This is a genomic window from Ruania albidiflava DSM 18029 (genome assembly GCF_000421225.1).
In the GTDB taxonomy this organism is placed as follows: domain Bacteria; phylum Actinomycetota; class Actinomycetes; order Actinomycetales; family Beutenbergiaceae; genus Ruania; species Ruania albidiflava.
This window is the reverse complement of sequence record NZ_ATWL01000029.1, coordinates 1-26,556: the sequence shown is the minus strand read 5'-3', so window position 1 is coordinate 26,556 and position 26,556 is coordinate 1. Positions and strand designations below refer to the sequence as shown.

General features: G+C 70.3%; 25 protein-coding genes. 14 read left to right on the top strand and 11 right to left on the bottom strand.

All coding sequences use genetic code 11. From position 1 onward, the window contains the following. The first annotated feature begins 120 nt into the window (after nucleotides 1-120). On the top strand, nucleotides 121-354 hold the full coding sequence (locus tag K338_RS0118380) for a hypothetical protein (protein WP_022919626.1): 234 nt from the start codon (nucleotides 121-123) through the stop codon (nucleotides 352-354). A 175-nt stretch (nucleotides 355-529) separates the two neighbouring features. Here K338_RS0118380 and K338_RS0118375 read toward each other — a convergent pair whose 3' ends face one another. The 4 genes from K338_RS0118375 to tdh form a co-directional block, all read right to left on the bottom strand. Then, nucleotides 530-2,602 carry a prolyl oligopeptidase family serine peptidase gene (locus K338_RS0118375; RefSeq protein ID WP_022919625.1) on the bottom strand — a complete coding sequence of 691 codons (2,073 nt, stop codon included), beginning with the start codon at nucleotides 2,600-2,602 and terminating at the stop codon, nucleotides 530-532. 148 nt (nucleotides 2,603-2,750) lie between these two features. Further along, complete coding sequence (locus K338_RS26480) at nucleotides 2,751-2,879, bottom strand: hypothetical protein (protein ID WP_281166630.1); 129 nt, start codon at nucleotides 2,877-2,879, stop codon at nucleotides 2,751-2,753. A gap of 153 nt (nucleotides 2,880-3,032) precedes the next feature. Then, nucleotides 3,033-4,235: a glycine C-acetyltransferase gene (locus K338_RS0118365; protein ID WP_022919623.1), complete on the bottom strand. Its 1,203-nt coding sequence runs from the start codon at nucleotides 4,233-4,235 to the stop codon at nucleotides 3,033-3,035. Between the two features lie 54 nt (nucleotides 4,236-4,289). After that, the gene (tdh, locus tag K338_RS0118360) at nucleotides 4,290-5,345 is read right to left on the bottom strand and encodes an L-threonine 3-dehydrogenase (protein WP_022919622.1); all 1,056 of its coding nucleotides are present in this window, start codon (nucleotides 5,343-5,345) and stop codon (nucleotides 4,290-4,292) included. Nucleotides 5,346-5,679: 334 nt separating this feature from the next. On the opposite strand from tdh, the gene K338_RS0118355 reads away from it, so the two are divergent. The 9 genes from K338_RS0118355 to K338_RS23860 all read left to right on the top strand — a co-directional run bounded on the left by K338_RS0118355 (nucleotide 5,680) and on the right by K338_RS23860 (nucleotide 15,375). After that, complete coding sequence (locus tag K338_RS0118355; protein WP_022919621.1) at nucleotides 5,680-6,690, top strand: LacI family DNA-binding transcriptional regulator; 1,011 nt, start codon at nucleotides 5,680-5,682, stop codon at nucleotides 6,688-6,690. A 27-nt stretch (nucleotides 6,691-6,717) separates the two neighbouring features. Further along, nucleotides 6,718-7,941 (top strand): extracellular solute-binding protein, encoded by a 1,224-nt coding sequence (locus K338_RS0118350; RefSeq protein ID WP_027287022.1) that lies wholly within the window; start codon nucleotides 6,718-6,720, stop codon nucleotides 7,939-7,941. Between the two features lie 11 nt (nucleotides 7,942-7,952). Continuing rightward, complete coding sequence (locus K338_RS23865) at nucleotides 7,953-9,089, top strand: ABC transporter ATP-binding protein (protein WP_022919619.1); 1,137 nt, start codon at nucleotides 7,953-7,955, stop codon at nucleotides 9,087-9,089. Then, nucleotides 9,086-9,994 carry an ABC transporter permease gene (locus K338_RS0118340; protein WP_022919618.1) on the top strand — a complete coding sequence of 303 codons (909 nt, stop codon included), beginning with the start codon at nucleotides 9,086-9,088 and terminating at the stop codon, nucleotides 9,992-9,994. Before K338_RS23865 ends, K338_RS0118340 begins: the two co-directional genes overlap by 4 nt. Next, nucleotides 9,994-10,875, top strand: coding sequence for an ABC transporter permease (locus K338_RS0118335; RefSeq protein WP_022919617.1), 882 nt, complete (start codon nucleotides 9,994-9,996; stop codon nucleotides 10,873-10,875). The genes K338_RS0118340 and K338_RS0118335 overlap by 1 nt, the downstream gene beginning before the upstream one ends. Nucleotides 10,876-10,948: 73 nt before the next feature. Next, nucleotides 10,949-11,713: a hypothetical protein gene (locus K338_RS0118330; RefSeq protein ID WP_022919616.1), complete on the top strand. Its 765-nt coding sequence runs from the start codon at nucleotides 10,949-10,951 to the stop codon at nucleotides 11,711-11,713. Nucleotides 11,714-11,722: 9 nt separating this feature from the next. Then, a complete protein-coding gene (locus K338_RS0118325; RefSeq protein ID WP_022919615.1) occupies nucleotides 11,723-13,174 on the top strand; it encodes an amidase in 1,452 nt (483 codons plus the stop codon). A gap of 171 nt (nucleotides 13,175-13,345) precedes the next feature. Beyond that, nucleotides 13,346-14,413 carry a DNA adenine methylase gene (locus K338_RS0118320; RefSeq protein ID WP_022919614.1) on the top strand — a complete coding sequence of 356 codons (1,068 nt, stop codon included), beginning with the start codon at nucleotides 13,346-13,348 and terminating at the stop codon, nucleotides 14,411-14,413. After that, nucleotides 14,410-15,375 carry a hypothetical protein gene (locus K338_RS23860; RefSeq protein WP_022919613.1) on the top strand — a complete coding sequence of 322 codons (966 nt, stop codon included), beginning with the start codon at nucleotides 14,410-14,412 and terminating at the stop codon, nucleotides 15,373-15,375. The genes K338_RS0118320 and K338_RS23860 overlap by 4 nt, the downstream gene beginning before the upstream one ends. A 42-nt stretch (nucleotides 15,376-15,417) precedes the next feature. Here K338_RS23860 and K338_RS0118310 read toward each other — a convergent pair whose 3' ends face one another. From K338_RS0118310 to K338_RS0118300, 3 genes are all read right to left on the bottom strand, one after another. Further along, nucleotides 15,418-16,917: an amidohydrolase gene (locus K338_RS0118310; RefSeq protein ID WP_022919612.1), complete on the bottom strand. Its 1,500-nt coding sequence runs from the start codon at nucleotides 16,915-16,917 to the stop codon at nucleotides 15,418-15,420. Beyond that, nucleotides 16,914-17,687: an LppM family (lipo)protein gene (locus K338_RS0118305; RefSeq protein WP_022919611.1), complete on the bottom strand. Its 774-nt coding sequence runs from the start codon at nucleotides 17,685-17,687 to the stop codon at nucleotides 16,914-16,916. The genes K338_RS0118310 and K338_RS0118305 overlap by 4 nt, the downstream gene beginning before the upstream one ends. A gap of 404 nt (nucleotides 17,688-18,091) precedes the next feature. Continuing rightward, nucleotides 18,092-18,271 carry an antitoxin gene (locus K338_RS0118300; RefSeq protein WP_022919610.1) on the bottom strand — a complete coding sequence of 60 codons (180 nt, stop codon included), beginning with the start codon at nucleotides 18,269-18,271 and terminating at the stop codon, nucleotides 18,092-18,094. Nucleotides 18,272-18,460: 189 nt separating this feature from the next. Between K338_RS0118300 and clpB the strand changes: the two genes are divergently transcribed. Continuing rightward, nucleotides 18,461-21,052 (top strand): ATP-dependent chaperone ClpB, encoded by a 2,592-nt coding sequence (gene clpB / locus K338_RS0118295; protein ID WP_022919609.1) that lies wholly within the window; start codon nucleotides 18,461-18,463, stop codon nucleotides 21,050-21,052. 67 nt (nucleotides 21,053-21,119) lie between these two features. Here clpB and K338_RS24820 read toward each other — a convergent pair whose 3' ends face one another. From K338_RS24820 to K338_RS0118280, 3 genes are read right to left on the bottom strand one after another with little or no spacing between them, the layout of a single operon-like run. Then, on the bottom strand, nucleotides 21,120-22,040 hold the full coding sequence (locus tag K338_RS24820; protein ID WP_022919608.1) for a septum formation family protein: 921 nt from the start codon (nucleotides 22,038-22,040) through the stop codon (nucleotides 21,120-21,122). Between the two features lie 56 nt (nucleotides 22,041-22,096). After that, entirely contained in the window at nucleotides 22,097-23,116 is a 1,020-nt protein-coding gene (locus tag K338_RS23850) for a DUF4190 domain-containing protein (protein ID WP_157612634.1), read from the bottom strand. A gap of 25 nt (nucleotides 23,117-23,141) precedes the next feature. Further along, nucleotides 23,142-23,924 (bottom strand): exodeoxyribonuclease III, encoded by a 783-nt coding sequence (locus K338_RS0118280; RefSeq protein ID WP_027287018.1) that lies wholly within the window; start codon nucleotides 23,922-23,924, stop codon nucleotides 23,142-23,144. 99 nt (nucleotides 23,925-24,023) lie between these two features. Between K338_RS0118280 and pyrE the strand changes: the two genes are divergently transcribed. Together pyrE and K338_RS23845 are read left to right on the top strand one after the other, a co-directional pair. After that, nucleotides 24,024-24,593 (top strand): orotate phosphoribosyltransferase, encoded by a 570-nt coding sequence (pyrE, locus tag K338_RS0118275; protein WP_022919605.1) that lies wholly within the window; start codon nucleotides 24,024-24,026, stop codon nucleotides 24,591-24,593. An 84-nt stretch (nucleotides 24,594-24,677) separates the two neighbouring features. Further along, nucleotides 24,678-25,433, top strand: coding sequence for a LemA family protein (locus K338_RS23845; protein WP_084481463.1), 756 nt, complete (start codon nucleotides 24,678-24,680; stop codon nucleotides 25,431-25,433). Between the two features lie 25 nt (nucleotides 25,434-25,458). Here the strand turns inward: K338_RS23845 and K338_RS0118265 are convergent, their stop codons facing one another. Further along, the gene (locus K338_RS0118265; RefSeq protein ID WP_022919603.1) at nucleotides 25,459-26,232 is read right to left on the bottom strand and encodes an HAD-IIA family hydrolase; all 774 of its coding nucleotides are present in this window, start codon (nucleotides 26,230-26,232) and stop codon (nucleotides 25,459-25,461) included. A 162-nt stretch (nucleotides 26,233-26,394) separates the two neighbouring features. On the opposite strand from K338_RS0118265, the gene K338_RS25335 reads away from it, so the two are divergent. Then, nucleotides 26,395-26,556: helix-turn-helix domain-containing protein (locus K338_RS25335; RefSeq protein WP_157612287.1), on the top strand; the 162-nt coding region annotated here is incomplete at its 3' end.

Sequence of the window (26,556 nt, the reverse complement as noted above, 5' to 3'; positions counted from 1 at the left end):
GACCTTCCCGCCCGCTATCCCCGCCGAGAAACAGGCCGTCCTCGACGCGATCCACGGGCCAGAACTCACGCACTAAGCGAATGAGCCAACTCAGGCGAGCACCTGCTGGACTTCCTCTCCGTGCGGCTGCCCACCGGTGGGCTGATCGAGCTGGACGCCTTCGAACCCGGGGTGCGCTACGTCGTGGCCGCCGCACCGGGGTGCGAGCAGACGGCGCCGGTCACCGTCACCGGGCCGCTCACCTCGATCACCGGCTGGCTCGCCGGGCGCGAGGTGCGTCCGCTGCCGCTGGCCACCAGCGCGGGGCAGACCGTCGACCTGCCCGATCTCGGGCCCTGGCCGTCCCGCCGCTGACCCCGCCCCGGGCCCGGCCAGGCGCCCCGGCCAGACACCTGTCTCAGGCACACCGCGATCTGAGGTTGTGCGCACCTGCCTCAGACCGCCTCGGGTACCTCAGGCACCTGTGCAGGCGGGGAGGGGGAGTGGGGGCAGGGGGTGAGTCCTGGGCGGGCACGAGGGAACGCGTACCTCAGTCCAGCCCGAGCCGCTCGGCGAGGAACCGGTAGGCGAGCGCTTGCATGTGCGCCTGCTGCGCGTTGGTTGCCGCGCCGCCGTGCCCGCCCTCGATGTTCTCGTAGTAGGTGACGTCCTTGCCGGCCGCGAGCATCTGGGCGGCCATCTTCCGGGCGTGCCCCGGGTGCACCCGGTCGTCCCGCGTGGAGGTGGTCAGCAGCACCGGCGGGTACTCGGCCTCGGGGTCGAACAGGTGGTACGGGGAGAACCTGCGGATGAACTCCCACTCCTCGGGCACATCCGGGTCGCCGTACTCGGCCATCCACGAGGCGCCGGCGAGCAGGTGGGAGTAGCGCTTCATGTCCAGCAGCGGTACCTGGATCACCACGGCGCCGAACAGCTCCGGGTACTGGGTGAGCATGTTCCCGGTGAGCAGCCCGCCGTTCGAGCCGCCCTGCACACCCAGGTGCTCGGCACTGGTCACACCTCGTTCGGCCAGGTCGCGTGCCACCGCCGCCAGGTCCTCGTACGCCTTGTGCCGGTTGGCCTTCAGCGCCGCCTGGTGCCAGGCCGGTCCGTACTCACCACCGCCGCGGATGTTCGCCAGCGCGTACGCTCCGCCACGCTCGAGCCAGGCGCTGCCCAGCACACCGGAGTACATCGGGGTCAGGGAGATCTCGAAACCGCCGTAGCCGTACAGCAGCGTGGGCGTGGAGCCGTCGAAGGGCAGGTCTTCCCGGCGGAGCAGGAAGTAGGGGACGGCAGTGCCGTCGGCGGAGGTGGCGAAGTGCTGCTCGGCCACCAGGTGCTCGGCGTCGAAGAACGTGGGCATCGACTTCAGCGGCTCTATCCGCACCGCCACCTGCCCGTCCGGTCCCGGCGCCTCGGCCAGTGCGGCGAGCGAGAGCGTGGTGGGGGAGAGGAAGTCGGTGGCGTACAGCCACAGCTCGTCGCTGGTGCGCGGGTCCACCGGCGCGACCTGCACAGTACCCACGGACGGGGCGCCGGCGAAGACCGACCGGGAGAATCCGCCGTCGGCCGGGGTGAGGATCTCCAGCCGGGACTTCACATCGTCCAGCACGTTCAGCACCAGGTGGTGCCGGGTCCAGGTGTAGGCCGCCAGCGAGGTAGCCGCAGTGGGCGTGTACAGCTCCCGGAAGTCCCGCTCGCCGGCGAGGAACCGGTCCAGCTCGATCGCCAGCAGCGAGCCGCCCGGGTAGGTGCGCCCGGCCACCTCCCAGTCCTCGCGCAGCTCCACGGTGAGCCACTCCCGGTGCACCCCGGCGCTCGCCGAACGGGGCACGTCGACCAGGGTCAGCTCGGTGCCGGAGAGCAGGTACAGCTCCTCGCTGTAGAACGCGATCGCCCGGGAGACGAAGTCGCGCTCGAACCCGGGCGTGGAGTCGTGCACGGCGGCGATGTACATGTCCGCCTCGGTGCCCTCGTAGACCACCTCCGCCTGGTCTAACGGGGTGCCGCGGCGCCACCGGCGGGCGATCCGCGGGTAGCCGGACGGGGTCATCGTTCCCGGACCGGTGTCGGTGAACACGAACAGCGTGTCCTCGTCGATCCAGCTGGTGCCGCCTTTGGACTCCGGCCGGAAGAACCCGTCGTCGACGAAGGTCTTGGCCACCAGGTCGAACTCGCGTGAGACATCGGCGTCAGCGCCGCCGCGGGAGAGGTCCACGATCGCGCGGGTGTAGGCATGCGGTCCGGTGCGCAGCACGCTTGCCCCGTGCCAGACCCAGTTCTCCCCCTCTGCGGCGTTCAGGGCGTCGATGTCCAGCACCGTCTCCCACTCCGGGGTCTGGGTGCGGTAGGAGTCCAGCGTGGTGCGCCGCCACAGCCCGCGTTCGTGGTCAGCATCCCGCCAGAAGTTGTAGAGGTGCTCGCCGACCTTCGACACGTCTGGGATCTTGGCGTCGGAGTCCAGGATCTCGAGGATCGCGTCCCGGGTGCTGGCGAACTCGGGGCCGGCGGCCAGGGTGGCGGCGCGCTCGGCGTTGCGGGCGCGGACCCAGTCCAGGGCGCGCTCCCCCTCGACGTCCTCGAGCCAGGTGTACTCGTCCTCGGTGCCGGCAGTGCTCACAGTGCTCCTTGGGCTGATCAGCGGGTGGCTGTGCTCAGCCTAGGAGACGGCGAGACCAGCCTGGGACGGCGGAGCCTCGCCTGGCCCGTGGCCGCGCCGGGGCAGCCGGGGCGGCTGGGGGAGCGCGACGGCTGGGGGACCGGCTGGCTCAGCCGCGGGTGCGTGCTGCCCGGCGCTCCCGCCAGGCTGCGTTCAGCTTCTTCGCGTTGGCCGCGACGATCAGCGACGCGGTCAGTGGGAGGGCGGTCATCATCGTGAACAGTGCTGCGTGATCCATGTCCTTGACGCTACGCAGCGGTCGGCCGGTGTGGATCCGCCGCACGGGTGAAAGTTCCACCTCCGTCGAGCGACGGAGCCGGCCCCGTAAGGTCAATAGGGACCGGGCGCCGGTGACCGGATCCTCGTGACCTTGTGAGCGGCGGGCCGCTGGTCAGCCGGCGCTCACCTGCTCGCGCGCGGCCACGAAGGCGGCCACGCACGCCTCGATATCCGTCTCGGTGTGCGCGGCGGAGAGCTGCACCCGGATCCGGGCCTGCCCGCGGGGGACCACCGGGAAGCTGAACGCGGTCACGTACACCCCCTGGGCGAGCATCGCATCGGCGATCTTCGTGGCCAGGGCGGCGTCACCGAACATCACCGGCACGATCGCGTGCTCACCGTCGAGCAGCTCGAAGCCTGCCGCAGACATCTGACGGCGGAACGAGGCGGCGTTCGCCCACAGCCGTTCCCGCAGCTCACCGGCCCCGCCGGCCAGCTCCAGCGCGGTCAGCGTGGCCGCCACGATCGCGGGAGCCAGGGAGTTGGAGAACAGGTACGGCCGGGCCCGCTGGCGCAGCAGCTCCACGATCTCCGCCTGCCCGGCCACATAGCCACCGGAGGCACCGCCCAACGCCTTGCCGAATGTGCCGGTAAGCAGGTCCACCCGCTCGACCACGCCGGCCCGCTGGTGCGAACCGGCCCCCGTCTCGCCCACGAAACCGACGGCGTGGGAGTCGTCCACCATCACCAGCGCGCCGAAGGAGTCGGCGAGATCGCAGATCTCGGCGAGCGGAGCGTAGTAGCCGTCCATGGAGAACACCCCGTCGGTGACGATCAAGATCCGGCGAGCTCCGCCGTCCCGCGCCTCCACCAGCCGCTCCCGCAGCTCGCCCATGTCCCGGTTCGCGTACCGCAGCCGCCGCGCCTTGCACAGCCGGATGCCGTCGATGATCGAGGCGTGGTTCAGCGCATCGGACACCACGGCGTCCTCGGGCCCGAGCAGCGCCTCGAACACGCCGCCGTTGGCGTCGAAGCAGGAACCGAACAGGATCGAGGCGTCCGTGCGGAGGAACTCCGACAGTCGCGCCTCCAGCTCCAGGTGCCGGTCCTGGGTACCGCAGATGAACCGCACCGAGGCCATCCCGAAGCCGCGCTCGTCCAGCGCACGGTGTGCAGCGGCGAGGATGTCCGGGTGGTCGGCCAGGCCCAGGTAGTTGTTCGCGCAGAAGTTCAGCACCTCCGCCGATGGTGCCCCGATCGGGCCAGCGCTGATGTGTGCGGACTGCGGTGAGGTGATCGACCGCTCCTGCTTGTAGGTGCCCTCGGCGCGCAGTGCTGCCAGCTCCGCCGTCAGCTCGTCCTTGATCGCGTACATGTCGCTCCTCCGCTCCTCGTGGCCTTGCCGGGCGCTCGACACTGGGGCCGAACCTCAGAACACGGTCCAGTCCAGCACCACTTTGCCACCGGTGCTGCCCGCTGCGACGTCGAAACCTTCCTGCCACCGGGTGGCCGGCAGCACGTCGGTGACCACGGAGGCGATCGTCTCGTGTAGCCACCGGCTGGTCTGCAGCATCGCGGTCATCGCGTTCCAGGTCTCGAACATCTCCCGGCCGTAGATGCCCTGCAGGGTGAGCATGTGCGTGACCACGGCGGCCCAGTCGATGTCGATCGAGGTGGTGGGCAGGCCCAGCAGCGCGATCTTCCCGCCGTGGTTCATCACCGAGATCATCTCTGGCAGCGCCTCAGCATGCCCACTCATCTCCAGCCCGACGTCGAATCCCTCCCGCAGCCGCAGCTGCTGCCGGGCCCGTTCGATGTCGGTGGTGGAGACGTTCAGCGCCAGGTCCACCCCCATCCGCTCGGCGAGCGCCAGCCGCGGTGTGGACACGTCCGTGATCGCCACGTACCGGGCCCCGGCATGGCGCACCACAGCGGCAGCCATCAACCCGATCGGGCCGGCCCCGGTGATCAGCACGTCCTCCCCGACCACCGGGAACTTCAGCGCGGTGTGCACCGCATTGCCGAACGGGTCGAAGAGCGCACCGAGCTCCGGGGTGATGTCCGTGCTGCCCTCCCGGGTGTGCGACCAGACGTTCTCCTGCGGGATCACCACGTACTCGGCGAACGCCCCGTCCCGCTGCACCCCCACCCCACGGGTGCGGATGCACAGCTGGCGCCGGCCCGCGCGGCAGTTGCGGCAGATGCCGCACACGATGTGCCCCTCACCGGACACCCGGTCGCCGATCTGCACATCCTGCACCAGGTCCCCGAGGGCGACCACCTCACCGTAGAACTCGTGGCCGGGGATGAGCGGGGCCCGGGCCATCCCGGCGCCCGCCGGGTCCCAGTGCAGCAGGTGCAGATCGGTGCCACAGATCCCGGTCGTGAACACCCGGATCTTCACCTCGCCGGTGCCCGGCTGCGGTTCGGGTCGGTCGACGAGCTCCAGGCCAGGGTGCGGTCCGGACTTGTACAACGCCTTCATCGCCAGAGCACCTTCGTCACATCCGGGGTGTCCATATGTCGGAACGGTAGCAGCCGGTGGCGACCGGTTCCGGCGCGGTGAGCTGCGCGCTCCTCGACTGGCCAAAGCGTGTCCAGGCACGAGTGGAAGGCGAGTTCTGCGCACCGCATTGACGTGAAGTATGCAAACCTTTGCAGAGAGTGGCCGACGGTAGCACGGTGGCGTCATTCGTTGGCACAGCGCCGCAAGAGCGTCTGGTGGCTGGAGGTTGGTCAGGTTCTGATCACGCATCTTGACGACGGCAATGATGTGTTGCAGACTCGGCGCACCTGATCACTGGTGAGAGGTCCCGACGATGCGTGCAACGGCGAACGACGTGGCTGTGCTCGCACGTGTCTCCGTCTCCACGGTCTCCCGGGCGCTGAGTTCACCGCATATGGTGTCCCCACCTACGCTGCAGAAGGTCCAGCAGGCTGCCGACCAGCTCGGCTACCTGCCGAACCGTGCCGCCCGCGGACTGGTGACTGGCCGCACCGGCAACATCGCCCTGACCATCCCGGACCTGAACAACCCCTACTTCGCCGGCCTGACCAAGGAGATCCAGGAGCAGGCACGGGTTCGCGGCCTGCAGATGTTCCTCGCCGACATCGACGAAGACCCGTCCGCCGAGCTGCAGGTGGTGGAGGCCGTGGCCACCCAGGTGGACGGGGTGCTGCTGTGCTCGCCCCGTGCCGGTACCGACGAGCTGCTCGCCGCTGCCGGCCGTACACCTGTGGTGATGCTCAACCGAGCGATGTCCGCAGTCGCCTCCGTGGTACCGGACCACCGGGACGGGATGATCCAGGGCCTGCGGCACCTGTGGGCGCTGGGACACACCGAGATCGGCTACGTCGGCGGCCCACGCAACTCCTGGTCGAACACGGCCCGGCAGGGCGCGTTCCTGGAGGTCGTTGCCGAGCTGGACGGCGTGCACGGCCGGGATCTCGGCTCGTTCCAGCCGTACTTCTCCGGTGGTGTCGCAGCTGCGGACATCGTCTTCGCCTCCGCGGTGACCGCTGTCGTGGTTTACAACGACCTCATGGCGCTGGGTCTGCTCGATCGCGCCCAGCGCCGAGGTGTGCACGTACCGGAGGAGCTGAGCGTCGTCTCCTTCGACGACATCCCGTTCGCCCGGTCCGTCACCCCACACCTGTCCAGCGTCGCGACCTCCCGCGAGGAGATGGCCCGCCGGGCGCTCGATGCGCTCGCCGCCACGCAGGAGGCCGCCGCTTCGTCCGAAGAACCCCCGCACCACGTGGTGCCGGTGGACCTCGTCGTGCGCGACTCGACCGGGCCGCGACCTACCAGTCCCATCCGTCCGGCGTAGTGGCCGGACCAGAGAAAGGAGCGCTCCATGCGCAGGAGAACAACGCTGCAGGTGGCTGCTGTGGCAGCCGCGGTCGGTCTGATGGCGGCCGCCTGCTCACCTCCGGAGTCCGGCGACGACGACTCCGGGTCGGGCGAGTCCGCCGCTCCGGACGAGGTGCCGGAGACCCCGTCCGAGGCGGTCACGCTGAACATCCTGGACGTTGCGGGCAACGCGAAGCTGACCGAGGGCATGGTCGACCAGTTCGTCGAGGAGCACCCGGACATCATCTCCTCGGTGACCTGGGAGTCCGGCGGGGCTCCCGACCTGGTCGGCGCCATCCAGCCGCAGGTGGACTCCGGCAACATCTCCATCGACCTGGTGATGACCGGGAACGACGGCCTGTCCGCCGGTATCGACCAAGACCTGTGGATCCCGATCGTGGAGGAGTTCGGCGACCGGATCCCGAACCAGGAGAACTACATCGAACCGGCCGCAGCCATGCAGGAGCTCGCCGAGGGCTTTGGTGTGGTGACTACCTACTACCCGTCCGGTCCGCTGCTGCAGTACAACCCTGACGTCGTCAGCGACGTGCCGAGCACCCCTGAGGAGGTGCTGGAGTGGGCTGAGGCACACCCGGGCGACTTCGGCTACGCCCGCCCGGCGAACTCTGGTCCGGGCCGTACCTGGCTCATGGGCCTGCCCTACCTGCTCGGCGACGAGGACCCCAGTGACCCGGAGAACGGCTGGGACAACACCTGGGAGTACCTCACCGAGCTGAACCAGTACATCGACAACTACCCGACCGGCACCGGCCAGGTGATCACCAACATGGCCGACGGCACCTGGGCGATGACCCCGATCACCACCGGGTGGGACATCGAGCCGCGCGCCAACGGTCAGGAACCGGCAAGCATCGAGGCGGCCGCGTTCGACGACTTCACCTGGGTGACGGATGCGCACTACGCCGTCATCCCGCGTGGGCAGTCCGCGGACAAGATCTCCGCGATCGTGAACCTGCTGAACTACATGCTCACCCCTGAGGTGAACGCGATGGCCTACGACCACGGCTACTTCTACCCGGGTCCTTCGGTGGAGGGGGCGACCCTCGACCTGGCCCCGCAGGAGAGCCAGGACGTGATCGCAGAGTACGGCCGGGACTGGTACGACGACCTGATCGAGTCGATGCCGACCACCACACCGCTCCCGCCGGAGCAGATGGTCACCGCCTTCGACATCTGGGACCGCGAGATCGGTGCCGGGAAGTACTGAGGACACCTCCGATGGCAACTACACCGCACGCGTTCGAGACCCTGAAGCTGACCGGCCTCGGTCGTAGCTTCGGTGGTCACGCCGCGCTGGCCGGCCTCGACCTGACGATCCGGGCAGGGGAGTTCATCGCCCTGCTCGGACCGTCAGGTTGCGGGAAGTCCACCGCGCTGAACTGCCTGGCCGGGCTGCTGCCCCTGACCCACGGCACGATCACGATGGACGAGAAGCGGATCGACACGCTCTCGCCGGAGCAGCGCGGGTTCGGCATGGTGTTCCAGAACTATGCCCTGTTCCCGCACATGAGCGTGGAACGCAACATCGCCTTCGGGCTGCAGATGCGCAAGGTGTCTCGCAGCGAGACCAAGCGCCGGGTGACCGAGGCGATCGCGCTGGTCAAGCTCGAGGCGCACGCCAAGAAGCTGCCCGGCCAGCTCTCCGGCGGCCAGCAGCAGCGCGTCGCCATCGCGCGGGCGATCGTGCTGGAACCGAGCCTGGTGCTCATGGACGAGCCGCTGTCCAACCTCGATGCCAAGCTGCGCCTGGACATGCGCACCGAGATCCGGCGGCTGCACCAGAGCCTGGGTCTGACCACGATCTACGTCACCCACGACCAGGAGGAGGCGCTGTCCATGGCCGACCGCCTGGTGGTCCTGCGCGAGGGCCGGGTGCAACAGGTCGGCACGCCCGAGGAGCTGCACACCGCACCAGTGAACTGGCACGTCGCAGACTTCATGGGCTACCGCAACCTGCTCGATGTCACCGTGACCGAGTCCGGTGCCGAGGGTGTGCTGGTCTCGAACGAGGACCTGCACATCCGCGGCACGGCCGTGGGCGGTGTGACCCCGGGTGGCGCCGCCCGGTTGGCCATCCGCCCGGAGGACCTGCGCATCGCCAGCAGCGAGGACACCGGCGACGGGCTGATCGTCGCCGAGGTGGCCGTGGTGGAGTACCACGGCCGGGAGTTCTCCGTGGGCGCGACGGCGAAGAGCGGCACCACCCTGTACGTGCGCAGCGAGCTCGCGCCGCAGCCGGGGGACAAGGTCCGCCTCCGGGTGGACCCCGCCCGGGCGCTGGTGTTCGCTGCCGACCTGGATGCAGCCGGAGAGCCAGTCGCGCAGACAGCGCTCGCCGGTGAGGCAGCGACATGAGCGCCCGCAGCACCGCCGGGCTGCGGCACCGGCTGGCCGAGCGCGGGATCGACCGTGGCCTGCTCATGCTGCTGCCCGCCGTGGCGTTCACCGTCGCGCTGTTCATCTACCCCTTCCTGTACGGCATCGGGCTGACCGTCCAACCGACAGCAGGGATGCAGGAGAAGTGGGGCGGCGGCATCTGGGCGAACTACATCGCGTTCTTCTCCGACCCGTTCGTGTTCGACTCGGTGTGGATCACGCTGCGCCTGGCCCTCCCGGCCGCCCTCTTCAACGTGCTCGCAGCCATCCCGGTGGCGTTCAAGCTGCGCGGGAAGTTCCGGGGCAAGCGGCTGCTGACCACCCTGCTGGTGCTGCCGATCACGCTCGGCACCGTGCTCACGGCGCAGGGTCTGCTCATCTTCGCCGGCCGGCAGGGCTGGCTGAACACCTTCCTGGTCCAGATCGGCGTGCTGAACGAGCCGGCCCAGTTCGTGAACAACTACCTGGGCGTGTTCCTCTCCCTGGTGATCTCCGGGTTCCCGTTCTCGTTCCTGCTGATCAGCAGCTACCTGTCCGGGATCGACCCCTCGCTGGAGGCAGCCGCCACCACCCTGGGTGCTAGCTGGTTCCAGCGGTTCCGCAGGATCATCCTGCCGCTGCTCGCCCCCGGGCTGGCCACCACCTTCATCCTCACCTTCGTGCTCGCCTTCAGCGTGTTCCCCTCGGCACGACTGGTCGGTGACCCCACTGGCAGTACCCGGGTGATGGCGCTGATGGCCTATCGGTCCTTCGGCGAGCAGATCGACTATCCGATGGCCTCGACCATCGCGATCATGATGGGGGTCGTGGAGCTGATCGTCATCGCGATCGTGATGCTCTGGCGCACCACGCTCTACCGCGGCTCCACAGGAGGCAAGGGCTGATGGCTACTGTCGACACTGCTGCAACCGAGGCGGCAGCCCCGCAGCGCCGCCGCCTGGTCGCCCGCCCGAGCACCTGGGTGGTCTGGGCCCTGGTGGCTGCCTTCTTCATCTTCCTCATCGGCATCCTGGTCTCGGTGCTGGTGGACTCCTTCGGGCGCCGGTGGTTCGGCGGCTGGTTGCCGGAAGAGTTCACCGCGGACTGGTACGCCGAGGCGTGGGACCGGTTCAACATGACCCACGTCATCGGTGTCACCGTCGGGGTGGGCGTGACCGTGGTGGTGATCTCCGTGCTGATCGGGGTGCCCGCGGCCTACCTGCTCGCCCGCCGCAACTTCCCCGGCAAGCAGCTGATCACGCTGCTGTTCCTGCTGCCGATCATCATCCCACCGATCACCTACGGCATCCCGCTGGCCACCGTGATGTACAACGTGGGCCTGGGCCGCACCCTGGTCGCGGTCGTCCTGGTGAACCTGGTGCCGTCGGTGCCGTTCGTCATCATGACGATGACCCCGTTCATCGAGCAGATCAACCCGTCGATCGAGAGCGCCGCCCGGATGTGCGGTGCCCGGATGAAGGACGTCTTCCTGCGCATCCTGGGTCCGCTCCTGGTGCCGGGCATCCTCGCCGCGGCCATCCTCGTGCTGGTGCGCACCGTGGGCATGTTCGAGCTGACCTTCCTGGTCTCCGGGCCGCCGACGGACACCCTCGTGGTGGCGATCTACCGGGCGATGACCGCCGCCGGCGGTGGTGAGGCGCGCTCGCTGATCTCCGCGATGGCCGTGGTCTACACGGTGACGATGCTGATCATCCTCATCGTCGCGCTGCGGTTCGTGAACCCCACCCAGCTGGTGGCCCGGGTGCCTGAGACCCGCGACGACTGACCCGCTCACCTCGCCGCAGCGGCTGCCGACGGGCCACCCGGCAGCCCGGCGGGCGCCAGGTACCCTCAATCGCATGGCCTACACTCCGCTGCCGGTGAAGACCTCCACGACCGGACCGAAGATCCTCACCGCCGTGGGCGTGCTGATGCTGATCGCAGCGCTCGCGGTCGTGGGGCTGGTGGTGCGGTTGTTCCTGTCCGTGCTGCCCACCGGGATCGTCGGGGCCGACGGCGCCCCGGGACCAGATGCGGTGGGCGGCACCGAGGTCCCCGGGTCTGTCACGCTCGAACTACCGGCGTCCAGCGCCTTCGCCATCTACCTCGCCCGCCCCAGCGGTTCGACCAGTGTCCAGCTGAGCGACATGGTGTCCGTCACCGGACCGGACGGACAGGAGGCGTTCCCCGGGTTCACACCCAGCGGCAGTGTGGATGTTCGCGGTGTGTCGGCACACGACGTCTACTCGTTCCGCACCAGCGATGCAGGTGAGTACACCGTCACCGCACCGGAGCTCACCGACCCGGACGCGGTCGAGTGGGCCACGATCATCATCGCTCCCAGCAAGGAGGTCCCGGCGTTCTTCGGTGGCATCTTCGGGACCATCGCCGGAGTCTTCGTGGCCATCGGGCTGGGTGGGGCGGGATTGATCGTGACCATCATCGGCGCCATCTGGTGGTATACCCGCAGCAAGGACCGGCGGCGGGTCGAGGCCGGTCAGCACGGAGCGCCGGGAGCGGGTGGTCCGCCCGGTGCTCCAGGTTTCGCCGGCCCGCCCCAGGGCCCGCCTACCGGCCCGCCGCAGGGACCGATACCTGGGCAGCAGCCCGGACCTTGGGCTTAGGCTCGAGGTATGGCTGAGCTGCACGACCTGACCGCCCGGGAATTGGCCGCCGCGGTCCGCCGCCGCGAGGTGTCGCCGGGCGAAGTCTTGGAGCACACCCGCGCCCGCGCCGACGCCCTGGACGAGCGGGTCGGCGCCTTCGTCACCCGCACCCCGGACGTGGCCGCCGAGCAGGCCCGCGAGGCCACCGCAGCGCTGGACGCTGCCGGCACCGACGACGCCGCACTGGCCGCCCTGCCGCCGCTGCTCGGCGTCCCGCTGCCGATCAAGGACCTGACCATGGTCGCCGGTGTGCCGATGCGCGCGGGTAGCGCCGCCCTGGAGGGGTTCGTCGCCCCGGTGGATGACGGGGTGGTCACCCGCTTCCGTCAGGCCGGCACGGTGATGGTCGGCAAGACGAACACCCCGGAGGTCGGCCTGCCCTGCTACACCGAGCCGGACATCGCCCCACCGGCCCGCACCCCCTGGGACCTGTCCCGCTCGGCCGGCGGCTCCTCCGGAGGGGCGGCGGCCGCAGTGGCGAGCCGGATCGTGCCGATCGCGCACGGCAGCGACGGCGGCGGCTCCATCCGCATCCCCGCAGCCGCCTGCGGCCTGGTGGGCCTCAAACCCAGCCGAGGCCGGATCAGCACCGGACCCTACGGCGTCGACGGCGCCGCCCTGGCCACCAACGGTGTGCTCACCCGCGACGTGCGGGACACGGCGCTCGCCCTGGACGTGCTGGCCGGCCCATGGCCGGGGGACACCTACCAGCTGCCCGGACCGCAGACCTCCTACCTGGACGCGTGCGAGCGGCGCGAGCAGCACCTGCGCATCGGTGTGGTGACCACCCCGTTCATCACGCCGGACGCACCGGTGCACGCCCAGGCGATCGCCGCCGTCGAGCTCGCCTCCCAGGCCCTGACCGACCTGGGCCACCAGGTGAGCGAGGCCCCGGTGCCGTTCCCGGCGGAGAAGTGGTTGCCGTTCCTGGATGTCTGGTCGGTGATGGCCGCCACTGCGCCGATCCCGCCGGAGGCCGAGCACCTGCTGGTGCCGCTGAGCCGGTGGATGCGAGAACGGGGCCGCGATGTGGACGGCCTGACCTACGCCAACGCCATCAACGCTGGCCAGCAGCTCGCCCGCGAGGCGGCCACCGCGTGGGCGGACGTGGACGTGATCCTCACCCCGAGCCTGGCCCAGCCGCCACCGGGCATCGGGCAGATGCGCGACGATGCGGACCCGGAGGCGGACTTCTGGGCGCAGTGCGCGTTCACCCCGTGGTCCAGCACGTGGAACATCATCGGCTCACCGGCCGTGTCCGTCCCGCTGCACTGGGCCGCGGCCGACGACGGCGGTCCCGTCCTGCCGTTCGGCGTCACCCTGGGTACGGGGTTGGGTGGGGAGGAGCGGCTGCTCTCCCTGGCCGCAGCTCTGGAGGAGGCCGTTCCCTGGGCCCACCGCCGCCCACCGGTCGGCTGACCCACCCCCACCGCGCCCCCGCCCGCCACCCGCGAACGCTCTTCTTTGCGGCGGGCAACCGGTTGCCCGCCGCAAAGAAGAGCGTTCGCGACCGGGGGTGTCGGGGGTGGATGCTCTACTGGGCGGCATGGCCTCGCGAGTGCACCGACCGTGCTGGGAGATGATGGACGCATGACCGCGGTGGAGGACGTCCGCCGGCCCGTCACCTGCGACGAGGCCGTCGCCCGCACGCGCAGCTTCCCACGGTTGCGGTACATGGGGTCGAAGTACCGGCTGGTGCCCCAGCTGGCGGAGGTCTTCGCCGATGCCGGCGGCATGCGCGCCCTGGACGCGTTCTCCGGCTCCGGTGTGGTCTCCTACCTGATGAAGGCGCAGGGGTACGAGGTGACCTCGAACGACTTCCTGGACTTCCCCGGGGTCATCACCCGCGCTGCTGTGGGCAACGGGGACCAGCTGCTCACCGCTGCGGACGTCGAGACCATCTGCGCACCGAACCGGGACGGCCGGGACTTCATCCAGCGCACCTTCGCCGGTCTGTACTTCGACGAACCGGACCGCGCCTTCCTGGACTCCGCCTGGTCGCACATCGCGGTGATGACCGGCGGCAAGCGGGACCTGGCGATCGCCGCGCTGCTGCTGTCCGCCGCCCGGAAGCAGCCGCGGGGTGTGTTCACCTTCACCGACTCCTCCCGGTACGTCGACGGGCGGCGCGACCTGCAGCTGAGCCTGCGGGAACACTTCGTGGAACGCGTGCAGGAGTACAACCGGGTGGTCTTCGCCGACGGCCGCGCCCACCGCACGATCACCGGAGACGTCGCCGACCTGCCCGCCGAGCAGTGGGACCTGGTGTACCTGGACCCCCCGTACGCGCCGCCGTCGGACGATGCGGACTACATGAAGCGGTACCACTTCCTGCAGGGCCTCTCGGTGTACTGGGAGGGTCAGGAGCTCATGCCGGAGACCCGCACCAAGAAGATCGTGAAGAAGTTCACGCCGTTCGCGTACAAGCGCACCATCACCGAAGCGCTGCGGCGCACGCTGGAACAGTTCGCCGACTCCGGCACGATCGTGCTGTCCTACTCCACGAACGCCCTGCCCGGGGCCGAGGTGATCGAGGAGCTCCTCCGCCGGGTGAAGCCGAGGGTCCAGGTGCACCGGGTGGAGCACACCTACTCGTTCGGCACCCACGCCGCTGCCCGACGCAGGGCGGTCTCCGAGCTGCTCTTCGTGGGCCGATGAGCGCCCCGACGTTCGAGGAGTACCGAGACTCGATCGGGCAGGTGTCGGTGCACGTCAGCCCGCTGGCGACCACCGCCGCAGCGGAACAGATCCAGGCCGCCGCCGCATCGCTGGCCCGGCTCCCGGAGCTGGCGGTGGACACGGTGACCGCCTGGCTCCGGCGGGAGCCGACCCGCGCCGAGGTGCTCACCCTCAGCGTCGGCCTCACCAGTGAACGGACGAAGCGGACCCTGCAGGCACGGTTCGGGACCGCGTCGATCACCGCGCTGGTCCGCTCCCGGGCCCGCGAGGTGGTCGAGTGGTTGGATGCCGAGTTCGACCTCATCGACGCCCTCCGGGTGCAGCTGGACCGGCAGTACACCTTCGGGGACGTGCTGGTCGCGCGGGCCGGCTCGCGGGTGCGGGCGGCCTCCGCCGGTGAGCAGGGCCGCAGCGTCGAGGACCAGATCGAGGACATCGCCTGCGAGCTGGGGCTGATCACCCAGGTCCGGACCCGGTTCACCGGTCGCGGCGGGCGGGACGCACCGTGCGACCTGCTCGTCCTGGACGAGGCCGGTACCGAGCACGTCGCAGTCGCCGCCAAGGGGTTCGACTCCACCGGGTCGAAGCTCACCGACGCCGTCCGGGAGATCGCCGACATGGCCGACGTCCGGCTGCCGCGCCAGGCGATCCTGGCGGTCGTCGACGGCATCGGGTGGCTCGCACGCCAGGCTGACCTGCGGCGCATCCACCAGATGCGCGCCAGCGACCAGATCGACGGCCTGTACACGATCGCCACCCTGGACCAGTTCCGGCGCGACCTTGCCCGCTTCGCCCGGCTCCGGGGGCTGCAGGCGCCGGAGCCCGAGCAGCTAGGAGAACGAACGGCGGAGCCGGCCGCATCCGCACCCGGTTCGGCGGCAGAGGCGGAGGGCCGACCACAGCGCAGATCGCAGGCGATGATCGAACGTCCGCTGTGGTGAGCGGCCCCGCCCGCGACCTGCGACGGTGGTGCCCGGGTGCTGTCACCAGCCGAGGTGCGTGAGCCGCCCGGCGCAGACAGTCGCGAGCACCTCCGGGCGGAGCCGGTCGGTGCCTAGCAGCGACTCCGGGTGCCGGTCCAGCAGCACCAGGTCCGCGGGCCCGCCCGGCCGCACATGTGCCACCGAACCCCAGGACGCACGGAGCGCTGTGGCCAGGTCCAGGCGCTGTTCGGCGTGCCAACCCGGCCGGTCGTCATCGGTGCGGTGCACGGCCGCGCTGATCGCCAGCCAGGGATCCAGCGGCGCCACCGGCGCATCTGAGCCCAGCGCCAGGGTGACCCCGGTCCGGTGCAGGTCGGCGAACCGGTAGGCCCGGGCCGCACGGTCCGCCCAGATCAGGTCGACCACGTCCCGGTCGGCGACCAGGTGTCCGGGCTGGACGCTGGCCTGCACCCCGAGGTCGGCCATCCGGGCCACATCGGCATCGGTGAGCAGCTGAGCGTGCTCGATCCGACCACGGGCGCCGGTGGCAGCGAAGGAGTCCAGCGCCACCGTGCACGCTCGGTCGCCGATCGCGTGGATCGCCGAGGAGATCCCGGCCGCCGCTGCCCGGGCCATCAGCCGGCGCAGCTCGCTGGCGGCCAGGTTCGGGGCGCCCGCCTCGCCGCGACCGAACGGCTCGTGGCACCACGCAGTGCGGGTGTTCAACGACCCGTCGCTGATCACCTTCAGGTACCCCATCGTCAGCAGGTCGCCGCCCCCGGGGAGCAGGTTCCCGGTCGACAGCCCGGCCTCGATCGCGGTGCTCAGCCGGTCCGGCCACACGCTCGCCTGCACCCGGTGGGCGTCGAAGCCGGCGGCCACCCGGCGGCGCCAGGCGTCGTGGCTGTCGCCGGGGTCGAAGTCGGTGATCCCCACCACCCCGAGCGCGGCCGCCGCCTGACCAGCCTCGATCACCCACCGGTCCCGGGTGGTCTGGTCGGCGGCACCCACCTGCGGCATCACCGTGAACCAGTCGTTCTCGGCGACCAGGCCGTCGGCCCCGGCCGTGAGCCCGTAGCGGGAGAGCGCAGCGCTGTTGAACCAGGCCGAGTGCATGTCGGTGCTCAGCAGCACGGTGGGCACCGCGCCGGTGACCGCATCGAGCAGCTCTACCCGCGGCTCCAGCTCCCAGGTGGCATGCCGCAGGCCCACCCCGACCAGCTCCGAGGTCTCCCGGCCGGCTGCCACCTGTGCCGAGACCGCATCCAGAACTTCGCAGCGGTCGCTGCAGGCAGACAGGTCCAGCCGGTGTCTGGCGGCCGCCCAGTCGGTGGGATGGACGTGCGCGTCCCACAGGCCGGGCATCAACCAGGCGCCGTCGGCCGGCAGACGCACCGCGTCGTCAGCCGCTGCGGCCGCTGTCGTGGTGCCGGCCGGTTCGACGGCCACCACGCGGCCGCCGGCGATCGTCACATCCACCAGCGGCGCGTGCCGGGACAGGTCCGCACCGAGCAGCCGGGCGCCCTCGATCCGCTGCACCGGCAGGGCCGACCGGGTCACTCTGGTGTCCGGTCCTCGCCCAGGTCGCTGATCCGGCCGGTGGCATCACCCCGGGCGGCGGCGTGCCGCTCCCGCATCCGTGCCCCCGCAGACCGGAGACCGGCGATCGCCCCACCGTCGTACCGGCGCCGCAGCAGCCACCACACGAGGGTGGCCAGCAGCGCGACGATCACGACGATCACGGCGATCCAGACCCAGGTGACGCCGCCTCCGGGCGCTGGGCCCCGCGCGTTCATCGTGTTCGCCCCGTCGCTCAGGTGCCAGGTCACCGTGGACCCGGACAGCTCTCCGTCGTGCTCGGTGACCCCGTTCGGGAAGGTGATGGACAGGTCGGCCTGCCACGGCGCGGCCTCCGCGTCGCTGTCCTGCGTGCTCCCTTCGTCCTCGGCCTGGGTGAGACCGCTGAAGTCACCGCTGACCACGTACTGGCCGCCCTCGTGGGTGATCTGGAGCATCCCGCTGGTGGCATCGCTGATCTGGACCAGCGGTGTGCGGGTGAGGGTCAGCGTGACGCCGACATAGTCGCCGTCCTCATAGGGCTCGGCGGTGACCCCCGAGTCCGGTGCGCCACTGACCTCGTCCAGGAGGTCGGTGACGAAGGCATCCGGATCCCGGCCCTGGGCGATGGCTGCCTGCCGGTCGAGCGCGGCGGTCACCTCGCCGGAGACCGTGTCCTCGGTGGAGATGGTCAGGTCGCCGTCCACCCGGAAGCAGCCGGCCAACGCGAGAACGGCGATCAGAGCGAGCAGCGGTCGGAGCAGTGCCTTCACACCGCGAGTCTGCCATCTGCGGCTGGGTGTAGGCACGCCGGTGGGTACCTCGACCCATCTCGGCGACGTGCACCGATCGGCCGGCCGTGGTTTCCTGACCAGCGCATCGACGGAGGAGGGCTGGTGTCGGCATCGACCGGGCGAAGTCGCGCAGCAGCTGCTCTGCTCGGTGCTGAAGGCGCTCGCTTCACCCACGCCGCGACGTTCCGCCTGGACGAGGTGGCGACCTATCCCAGCGGCGAGGTCTCCGGCAACGAGATCGACGGTTGGATGCCCCAGGAAGCGTTCCCCACGCAGGCATGCGACGAGGGCGGTCCGACGGACAAGTCCAGACCATCGGGGCCGTGCACATGCTGGCGGCCGGCCTCCTCAGGGGAAGACCGGCCGGACCGTGCGGTGGGGCGTCAGCGCTCGTCGCCGACCTTCCCGTCGAGGAAGTCGCGCCCCTGCTGAACCTTGTCCTCGTGCTTGCCACCCGTCTTCTCGTTGACGAAGTTGCTCGCCGAGTCCAGCGCACCGTCGGTCTTCTCCTCGTTCTGGAGGGCCTCGGACGCCTTGTTCTTCAGCTCGTCGAATCCGACCATGGTGTGCTCCTTTCTGTCGGTGCCCGATCGGGCACCCACGGGTCAGTGTTCCGCACTCCGGCCGCGTCTGCACGAGGAACGGGGACGGCGGAGCTCCAGCGCGCGGATCAAAGTTGAGCGGAATAGACTCAAGGTTGGTGTCGTTGTCCAGAACAGTCAGTCATCTGCTCACCACGTCCCGGAGGTTCGATGGATACCAAGCTCACCACCAAGTCCCAGGAGGCGCTCGCCGCTGCCGTCCAGGCCGCTACCGGAGCGGGCAACCCGCAGCTGGAACCGGTTCACCTGCTCCAGGCACTCCTCGCCCAGGAAGGAGGCGTCGCGGTCGCGCTCCTGGACGCAGTGGGAACCGACCGGAACGCCCTCGGCCAGCGGGCGCAGGGGATCGCCACGGCGCTGCCCGCTGCCGCCGGCAGCTCGGTGAGCCAGCCGCAGATGTCCCGCGGGCTGCTGACCGTGATCAACGCCGCGCAGGACGAGGCGAAGGCGCTCGGGGACGAGTACGTGTCCACCGAGCACCTGCTGCTCGGTCTGGCCAAGGACACGGGTGGAGTCGGTGAGGCGCTGCGCGCCGGCGGCGCCTCCCGCGACCAGCTGCTTGCCGCACTGCCCCAGGTGCGTGGCTCGGCCAAGGTGACCAGCCCGGACCCAGAAGGCACGTTCCAAGCGCTGGAGAAGTACGGCGTGGACCTGACCGCGGCCGCACGGGAAGGCGGGCTCGACCCGATCATCGGGCGGGACACCGAGATCCGTCGCGTGGTGCAGGTGCTCTCCCGCCGCACGAAGAACAACCCGGTGCTGATCGGTGAGCCCGGTGTCGGCAAGACCGCCGTCGTGGAGGGTTTGGCCCAGCGGGTGGTGGACGGGGACGTACCGGACTCGTTGCGGGGCAAGCGGCTGATCGCTCTGGACCTGGCCGCGATGGTCGCCGGTGCGAAGTACCGCGGCGAGTTCGAGGAGCGGCTCAAGGCCGTGCTCGATGAGATCAAGGACTCCGACGGGGAGATCATCACCTTCATCGACGAGCTGCACACGGTCGTCGGTGCTGGTGCCTCCGAGGGTTCGATGGACGCCGGCAACATGCTCAAGCCGATGCTCGCCCGCGGCGAGCTGCGGATGGTCGGCGCCACCACGCTGGACGAGTTCCGCGAGCACATCGAGACCGACCCGGCCCTGGAGCGCCGGTTCCAGCAGGTGTTCGTCGGTGAGCCCTCTGCGGAGGACACCGTCGCGATCCTGCGCGGTATCGCACCGAAGTACGAGGCGCACCACCAGGTGATCATCGCCGACTCGGCGCTGGTCGCCGCCGCCCAGCTCTCTGACCGGTACATCCCGGGACGGCAGCTGCCGGACAAGGCGATCGACCTGGTGGACGAGGCAGCCTCCCGCCTGCGGATGGAGCTGGACTCCTCGCCGGTGGAGATCGACGAGCTCCGCCGCGCCGTCGACCGGTTGAAGATGGAGGAGTCCTACCTGACCGACTCCGACGACGAGGCGTCCCCCGAGCGGCTGGAGAAGCTGCGTGCCGAGCTCGCCGACAAGTCCGAGGAGCTCGCAGCGCTGAACGCCCGCTGGGAGGCGGAGAAGGCCGGCCACAACCGGGTCGGTGACCTCAAGGCGCAGCTGGACAACCTGCGCACCGAGGCCGAACGCGCCCAGCGCGAGGGCGACCTGGAGGCCGCCTCCCGGCTGCTGTACGGGGAGATCCCTGCGGTGCAGGAGCAGATCGCTGCCGCGGAGAAGGCAGAGGAGGACGCTAGCGCCGTCGAGCCGATGATCGCCGACAAGGTCGGTATCGAGGAGATCGCCGAAGTGGTGGCCGCCTGGACCGGTATCCCCACCGGGCGGTTGATGGAGGGCGAGACGCAGAAGCTGCTGCACATGGAGGACGTGCTCGGCAAGCGCCTGATCGGGCAGACCGACGCCGTGCGGGCCGTCTCCGACGCGGTGCGGCGCTCCCGGGCTGGTATCGCCGACCCGGACCGGCCGACTGGTTCGTTCCTGTTCCTCGGCCCCACCGGGGTGGGCAAGACGGAGCTGGCCAAGTCGCTAGCCGACTTCCTCTTCGACGACGAGCGCGCCATCGTGCGCATCGACATGAGCGAGTACTCCGAGAAGCACTCGGTGGCCCGGCTCGTGGGTGCCCCTCCGGGGTACGTCGGCTACGAGGAGGGTGGTCAGCTCACCGAGGCCGTCCGGCGTCGCCCGTACTCGGTGGTGCTGCTGGACGAGGTCGAGAAGGCCCACCCGGAGGTGTTCGACATCCTGCTGCAGGTGCTCGACGACGGCCGGCTCACCGACGGTCAGGGCCGCACCGTGGACTTCCGGAACGTGATCCTGGTGCTCACCTCGAACCTCGGCTCGCAATTCCTCGTGGACGCCACGCTGTCCGAGGAGGAGAAGCGGTCCCGGGTGCTGGAAGTGACCCGCGCGTCGTTCAAGCCGGAGTTCCTCAACCGGCTAGACGAGATCGTCGTCTTCGACGCGTTGAGCATCGAGCAGCTCGGCCGGATCGTCGACCTGCAGCTGGACCGGATGGCCGAGCGGCTGGCGGACCGCCGCCTGGTGCTGGAGGTCTCCCCGGCGGCTCGGGAGTGGCTCGCGCTCGAGGGCTACGACCCCGCCTACGGGGCGCGCCCGCTGCGACGTCTGGTGCAGCGTCAGATCGGTGACCAGCTCGCCAAGATGCTGCTCGGCGGCGAGGTCGCCGACGGTGACACCGTGGTGGTCGACCGACCCACGGATGCCGGCGCGGAGGGGCTGGTGCTGCGGGCCGGCTGAGCGGTTCACCGCACTGCGCCGCTGCGGCTGCCGGCTCCCGCCCCGCCGGGGCGGGAGCCGGTGGCGGTCAGTAGTCGATGGTCAGCCGACCGTCGCCGGCGATCACGCTGCCGGTCAGGTGGCCGCCCTCAGGTGCGGCGATCAGGCAGGTGAACGTGCGGTCGCCGTTGTCCCAGGTGTTCTGCGACGGGTACAGCGAGGTGTAGAGCAGGTCGGAGGAGTCGATCACCGGTCGCACCACCTCGCCGTACTCACCGGCACAGAACTCGTCCGACTCGGTGTCGAAGACGCCCTCACCAGGGAACTCCGGGTGGTCGGACTCGGACACGCTGGTCTCCGCATACACCTCGACGCCGTGCTCGTCCGCGCACGGAACTTGGGTGAGCAGGTAGTCCGCGTCGTACTCCAGGGACTCCAGGCAGTTGCCCGGGACCAGGTCGATGTCCCGCACCTGGGTGGGGGAGTCGACGTCGGCGGTGTTCTCCCCGGTGCTGCCGCCGAGCAGGCCCCGGACCAGGAAGAATCCGCCCACCAGCACCACGACAGCACCGATCGCGACGCCGATGATCAGCGGGGTGCGGTTCTTCGGCGGGGTCGGGCCGCCGAACGGTGCGCCGCCGGGGCCGTACCCTGGTTGGCCGTAGCCGGGTTGAGCCGGACCGTAGGCCGGTTGGCCGTATCCGGGTTGGGACGCGGCACCGTACCCGGGTTGGGACGCGGCACCGTACCCGGGTTGGCCGTACGCCGGCTGGCCTGGTGCGGGCTGGCCGGGCTGCGGTGCACCATAGCCCGGCTGCCCCTGGCCGTAGCCCGGCTGCGCTGGTTGACCGTGTCCCGGACCGCCCTGGCCGTAGTCCGGTTGTCCCTGGCCGTAGCCCGGCTGCCCCTGGCCGTAGCCGGGCTCTCCCTGGCCGTAGCCGCTCTGCGGGCTGGCCGGTCCAGGGGTACCTGGCGGGATCGGTGCGTTGGGGTCCCAGGGAGAGGTCATGGCCGCACCATACGGCTCGCGGGAGGCGATCGTCACCTTGCCCGACGGCGGTTGGCTCAGCCGTTCACCAGGTCACCGGTCATCGTCCCGGCCTGCGCGCGGGCCAGGCAGAGGATCTGGCGGGTGCCCTGCTCCCAGGCCTGCTCGCTCGGTGCGAGGTACCACACCATCAACGAGACGTCGCTGGTCAGTGCGGAGACGTCCGCCTGACAGGTGTCCTGTGCCTGCGTGCTCAGGGTCTCCACGCCGGGGAAGTCGCCGTCCAGCTCATGGGAGGTGATCGCTTGCGCTGCGTGCTCCTGTGCGCACGGCACCAGCCGCAGCTCACCGACCGACTGCCCGGGCGGTATGAACTCGATGCAGTTGCCCACAGCCACGTTGTTGGCGGCCACCGTCCGGGCCTCGGCCACGTCACCGGCCTGGGGCTGTTCCGTCCAGCGCGCGATGGTGCCGTTCCCGGCGAGCACCACAGCTGCCAGCACCCACAGCACGGTGAACAGTGCGCCGAGCCCGATTCCGGTACCCGCCAGTGCCGGGCTGCGGCGCTGGGTGGCTTTCACCTGACGCCGGGCGAAGAGGCCCAGGAACAGTCCCACTGGCCCCAGCGGAGAGGTGGCGACCGAGGCCACGGCAGTGGGCTCCAGCGGCCGCCGTCTCATCACCGGGAAGGTGAACTGACCGTAGGAGCCCTGAGCGTGCTGCTCGGCCGGAGCGTGCCGACCATAGGGGCTCTGTCCGAGCGGGGTCTGCGGTGCGGGCTGCGTTGTCGGCGCCTGCGGGATGGCCGGTACACCCGCCTCCGTCTCCTGGCCTGGTGAGGTCCACTGTGCGGGGGCGGGAGGCATCGCGCCGGGCTGGCCGTATCCCGGTTGGGCCGCGCCGGGCTGGCTGTATCCCGGTTGGGCCGCGCCGGGCTGGCTGTATCCCGGTTGGGCCGCGCCGGGCTGGCTGTATCCCGGTTGGGCCGCACCGGGCTGGCCGTATCCCGGCTGCGCGGGACCAGGCGCCGGCTGCCCACCTGGCCGAGCCTGCCCGCCCCACGGGTCAGGCTGCTGCGGCGGCCCCGGATAGCTCATGTACCGAGCCTAGCCTGCGCGGGCCTCAGGTCTGCGCCAGCTCGAGCACCACCGGCACGTGGTCGGACGCGCCCTTGCCCTTGCGCTCGTCCCGGTCGATCCACACCTGCTGCACGCGTTCGGCCAGTGCCGGGCTGGTCCAGGCGAAGTCGATCCGCATCCCCTCGTTCCGGGGGAAGCGCAGCCGCTGGTAGTCCCAGTAGGTGTACTTGCCCGGTGCCAGCTGCCGGGTGATCTCCACCAGGCCCGCGTCAGCAAAGGCCGCGAACGCCTCCCGCTCGGGCGGGGAGACGTGCGTGGCGCCGTCGAACACCGCGATGTCCCACACGTCCTCGTCCCGCGGGGCCACGTTCCAGTCGCCCATCAACGCCAACGGTCCGCCGGTCGCCGCCCACCCGGCGGCCTGGTCCCGCAGGGCGGCCAGCCAGCGCAGCTTGTACTCATAGTGCGGGTCGGCCAGGGTGCGGCCGTTCGGCACGTACACGCTCCACAGCCGCAGCCCGGCACAGGTGGCGCCGATCGCCCGGGCCTCGGCCACCGGTGGTTCACCCCAGGTGGGCTGGTCGTCGAAACCGCGCTGCACGTCGGTGATCCCCACCCGGGAGACGATCGCCACCCCGTTCCACTGGTTCAGCCCGTGGCAGGCCACCTCGTACCCGGCCGCTTCGAACAGCAGCGACGGGAACTGCTCATCCTTGACCTTCGTCTCCTGCAGCAGCAGCACGTCGGTATCGCTGCGCTCCAGCCAGGCGAGCACCCGCTCAGCGCGGGCACGGATCGAGTTCACGTTCCAGGTCGCGATACGCACGCTGGCTACCGTAACCCGGACCAGGGTGAACACCGGGGGCAGGGCCACCACCCGGCTCCTGCACCTCGGCCAGGTCGGTGCCGGCGATACGCTCTGCAGGTGACCACCACCTCGTTGCAGCGCCTCGCCGACCTCGTCAACGCCCACGCCGTCATCCGCGGAAAGGTGACGCTCAGCTCGGGCCGGGAGGCCGACTACTACGTGGACATGCGGCGGGTGACGCTGCACCACGAGGCGGCGCCGCTGATCGGTCACCTCCTGCTGGACCGGCTCGAAGAGGCGGGGATGGGCGTCGGGGAGATCGACGCCGTCGGCGGGCTCACCCTGGGTGCGGATCCGGTGGTGTGCGCGGTGCAGCACGCTGCCGCCAGCCGCGGTCTGGACCTGGACGCGTTCCTGGTCCGCAAGGAGGCCAAGGGGCACGGGATGAAGCGCCAGGTCGAGGGTCCGGACATCGCCGGCAGACGGGTGGTGGTGCTCGAGGACACCTCCACCACCGGCGGGAGCGCCCTGACCGCGGTCGCTGCGGCCCGCGAGGCCGGTGCCACCGTGATGGGAGTCGCCTCGGTGGTGGACCGCGATACCGGTGCCCGCGAGGCCGTGCAACGGGCAGAACTCCCCTATCTCTGGGTGCTCTCAGCGGCAGATCTGGGCCTCGAGCGTCAGTAGACTCTTGCCCCCGGGGCGCCCGCCGGTGCCCGCCGAGGGAGGGGCCCAGGCTCACCCTCGCCAAGAGCTGAGGAGGTGGACACCATGGATCCGGTAGCAGTCGTGCTCATCGTGGTTCTGGTCGTCGTGGTCATCGTGGTGGGCTGGGCGATCGCCACGTACAACGGGTTCGTCAAGCTGCGCAACCTGGTGCAGGAAGCCTGGCGGCAGATCGACGTCGAGCTGCACCGCCGCTACGACCTGATCCCGAACCTGATCGAGACGGTCAAGGGGTACGCCGCGCACGAGCGCGCCGTGTTCGACGAGGTCACCCGCGCCCGTGCCGCTGCGGCGAACGCCGGCGGCGCCAGCCCGGCCCAGCGCGCCGCACAGGAGGACGTGCTCTCGGGTGCCATCGGCCGGCTGTTCGCCGTCGCCGAGGCCTATCCCCAGCTGCGTGCCCAGGCAGGCTTCGCCCAGCTGCAGGACGAGCTGACCAACACCGAGGACCGGATCGCAGCGGGGCGCCGGTTCTACAACGCCAACGTGCGGGACATGAACACCAAGGTGGAGACGTTCCCGCCGAGCATCATCGCGAGCATGTTCAACTTCAGCCGCGCCGAGTACTTCGAGGTGAACGACCCAGCCGTGCGCGCTGCGCCTCGGGTGTCCTTCCAGGACCGGGGTGGCAACGTCGGCGTCTACGCCCAGGGGCAGCAGCCCACGCGACAGCCGCTGCCGACCGACTCCGGTGTGCAGCCGGGCACGCAGCCGCCGCCACCGCCCGCTGGTGGTTACCAGGGCCCGAGCGCCTCCGGCTACCAGGGCCCGCCCGGACAGCAGCCCTGGCAGCAGCGCTGACCCAGACCCGCTGGCTCGTGCTTGATCAGAGCAGCTCGACCAGGTCCTGGATCCCGTCCATCACAGCAGTGGGTCGGTACGGGAAGGACTCCACCTCGTCGGCGGTGGTGGAGCCGGTGAGCACCAGGTAGGTGCGCAGCCCCGCCTCCATCCCAGCGACCACGTCGGTGTCCATCCGGTCGCCGATCATCGCCGTGGCCTCGGAGTGCGCGTTGATCCGGTTCAGTGCGGTGCGGATCATCACCGGGTTCGGCTTGCCGACGAAGTAGGGCTTGCGCCCGGTGGCCGCGGTGATCATCGAGGCCACGGCCCCGGTCGCCGGCAACGGCCCTTCCAGCGACGGGCCGGTGACGTCCGGGTTGGTGGCGATGAACCGCGCCCCGTCGGTGATGAGCCGGATCGCGCGGGTGATCGCGGAGAACGAGTACGTCCGGGTCTCCCCGAGCACCACGTAGTCCGGCGCCGAGCTGGTGAGGATGTAGCCGTGCTCGTAGAGCGCCGTGGTCAGCCCCGCCTCGCCGATCACGTAGGCGCTGCCGCCGGGCACCTGGTCGGCCAGGAACGAGGCAGTGGCCAGCGCGGAGGTCCAGATCTCCGACTCGTCCACCTCGATACCTGAGGTGTGCAGCCGCGCGGCCAGGTCCCGCGGGGTGTAGATCGAGTTGTTCGTGAGGATCTGGAACGGGATCTGCTTCTCCCGCAGCCGTGCGACGAACTCCGCCGCTCCCGGCAGGGCGTGCTCCTCGTGCACCAGCACGCCATCCATGTCGGTGAGCCAGTTCTTGATCTGGTCGGGCATCTCGTCTCCTCGGCGGCAGATGGCAGACGGCGTGCCTACCTACTCCAAGACTAGGTGTACCCGGCCAGGAGGTTGGTAGCACTCGGCGGGTCTGGTTGACCTAGGAGGAGCCTCCGAGTGGGGTGTGGCTGTTCGAAGGCTGCACCACCACAAGGAGGCTCCGTGTCACACCATAATGCCCGCCTGACCTTCTATGGTCGGCGTCTGATCGTCGACCGTCACCGGGATGGTTGGAAGCAGGCCCACATCGCTGCCGCGATGGGTGTGTCCCGCAAGTGCGTCAAGACCTGGATCGACCGCTACCAGGCTGAGGGCGAAGGGGGG

Excerpts from the sequence above, each read along its gene's own strand:
- K338_RS26480 (WP_281166630.1), bottom strand. The coding sequence starts at position 2,879 with ATGGATCACGCAGCACTGTTCACGATGATGACCGCCCTCCCACTGACC.
- K338_RS0118365 (WP_022919623.1), bottom strand. The coding sequence starts at position 4,235 with ATGTACGCGATCAAGGACGAGCTGACGGCGGAGCTGGCAGCACTGCGC.
- tdh (WP_022919622.1), bottom strand. The coding sequence starts at position 5,345 with ATGAAGGCGTTGTACAAGTCCGGACCGCACCCTGGCCTGGAGCTCGTC.
- K338_RS0118355 (WP_022919621.1), top strand. The coding sequence starts at position 5,680 with ATGCGTGCAACGGCGAACGACGTGGCTGTGCTCGCACGTGTCTCCGTC.
- K338_RS0118350 (WP_027287022.1), top strand. The coding sequence starts at position 6,718 with ATGCGCAGGAGAACAACGCTGCAGGTGGCTGCTGTGGCAGCCGCGGTC.
- K338_RS23865 (WP_022919619.1), top strand. The coding sequence starts at position 7,953 with ATGGCAACTACACCGCACGCGTTCGAGACCCTGAAGCTGACCGGCCTC.
- K338_RS0118340 (WP_022919618.1), top strand. The coding sequence starts at position 9,086 with ATGAGCGCCCGCAGCACCGCCGGGCTGCGGCACCGGCTGGCCGAGCGC.
- K338_RS0118335 (WP_022919617.1), top strand. The coding sequence starts at position 9,994 with ATGGCTACTGTCGACACTGCTGCAACCGAGGCGGCAGCCCCGCAGCGC.
- K338_RS0118330 (WP_022919616.1), top strand. The coding sequence starts at position 10,949 with ATGGCCTACACTCCGCTGCCGGTGAAGACCTCCACGACCGGACCGAAG.
- K338_RS0118325 (WP_022919615.1), top strand. The coding sequence starts at position 11,723 with ATGGCTGAGCTGCACGACCTGACCGCCCGGGAATTGGCCGCCGCGGTC.
- K338_RS0118320 (WP_022919614.1), top strand. The coding sequence starts at position 13,346 with ATGACCGCGGTGGAGGACGTCCGCCGGCCCGTCACCTGCGACGAGGCC.
- K338_RS23860 (WP_022919613.1), top strand. The coding sequence starts at position 14,410 with ATGAGCGCCCCGACGTTCGAGGAGTACCGAGACTCGATCGGGCAGGTG.
- K338_RS0118300 (WP_022919610.1), bottom strand. The coding sequence starts at position 18,271 with ATGGTCGGATTCGACGAGCTGAAGAACAAGGCGTCCGAGGCCCTCCAG.
- clpB (WP_022919609.1), top strand. The coding sequence starts at position 18,461 with ATGGATACCAAGCTCACCACCAAGTCCCAGGAGGCGCTCGCCGCTGCC.
- K338_RS24820 (WP_022919608.1), bottom strand. The coding sequence starts at position 22,040 with ATGACCTCTCCCTGGGACCCCAACGCACCGATCCCGCCAGGTACCCCT.
- K338_RS23850 (WP_157612634.1), bottom strand. The coding sequence starts at position 23,116 with ATGAGCTATCCGGGGCCGCCGCAGCAGCCTGACCCGTGGGGCGGGCAG.
- K338_RS23845 (WP_084481463.1), top strand. The coding sequence starts at position 24,678 with ATGGATCCGGTAGCAGTCGTGCTCATCGTGGTTCTGGTCGTCGTGGTC.
- K338_RS0118265 (WP_022919603.1), bottom strand. The coding sequence starts at position 26,232 with ATGCCCGACCAGATCAAGAACTGGCTCACCGACATGGATGGCGTGCTG.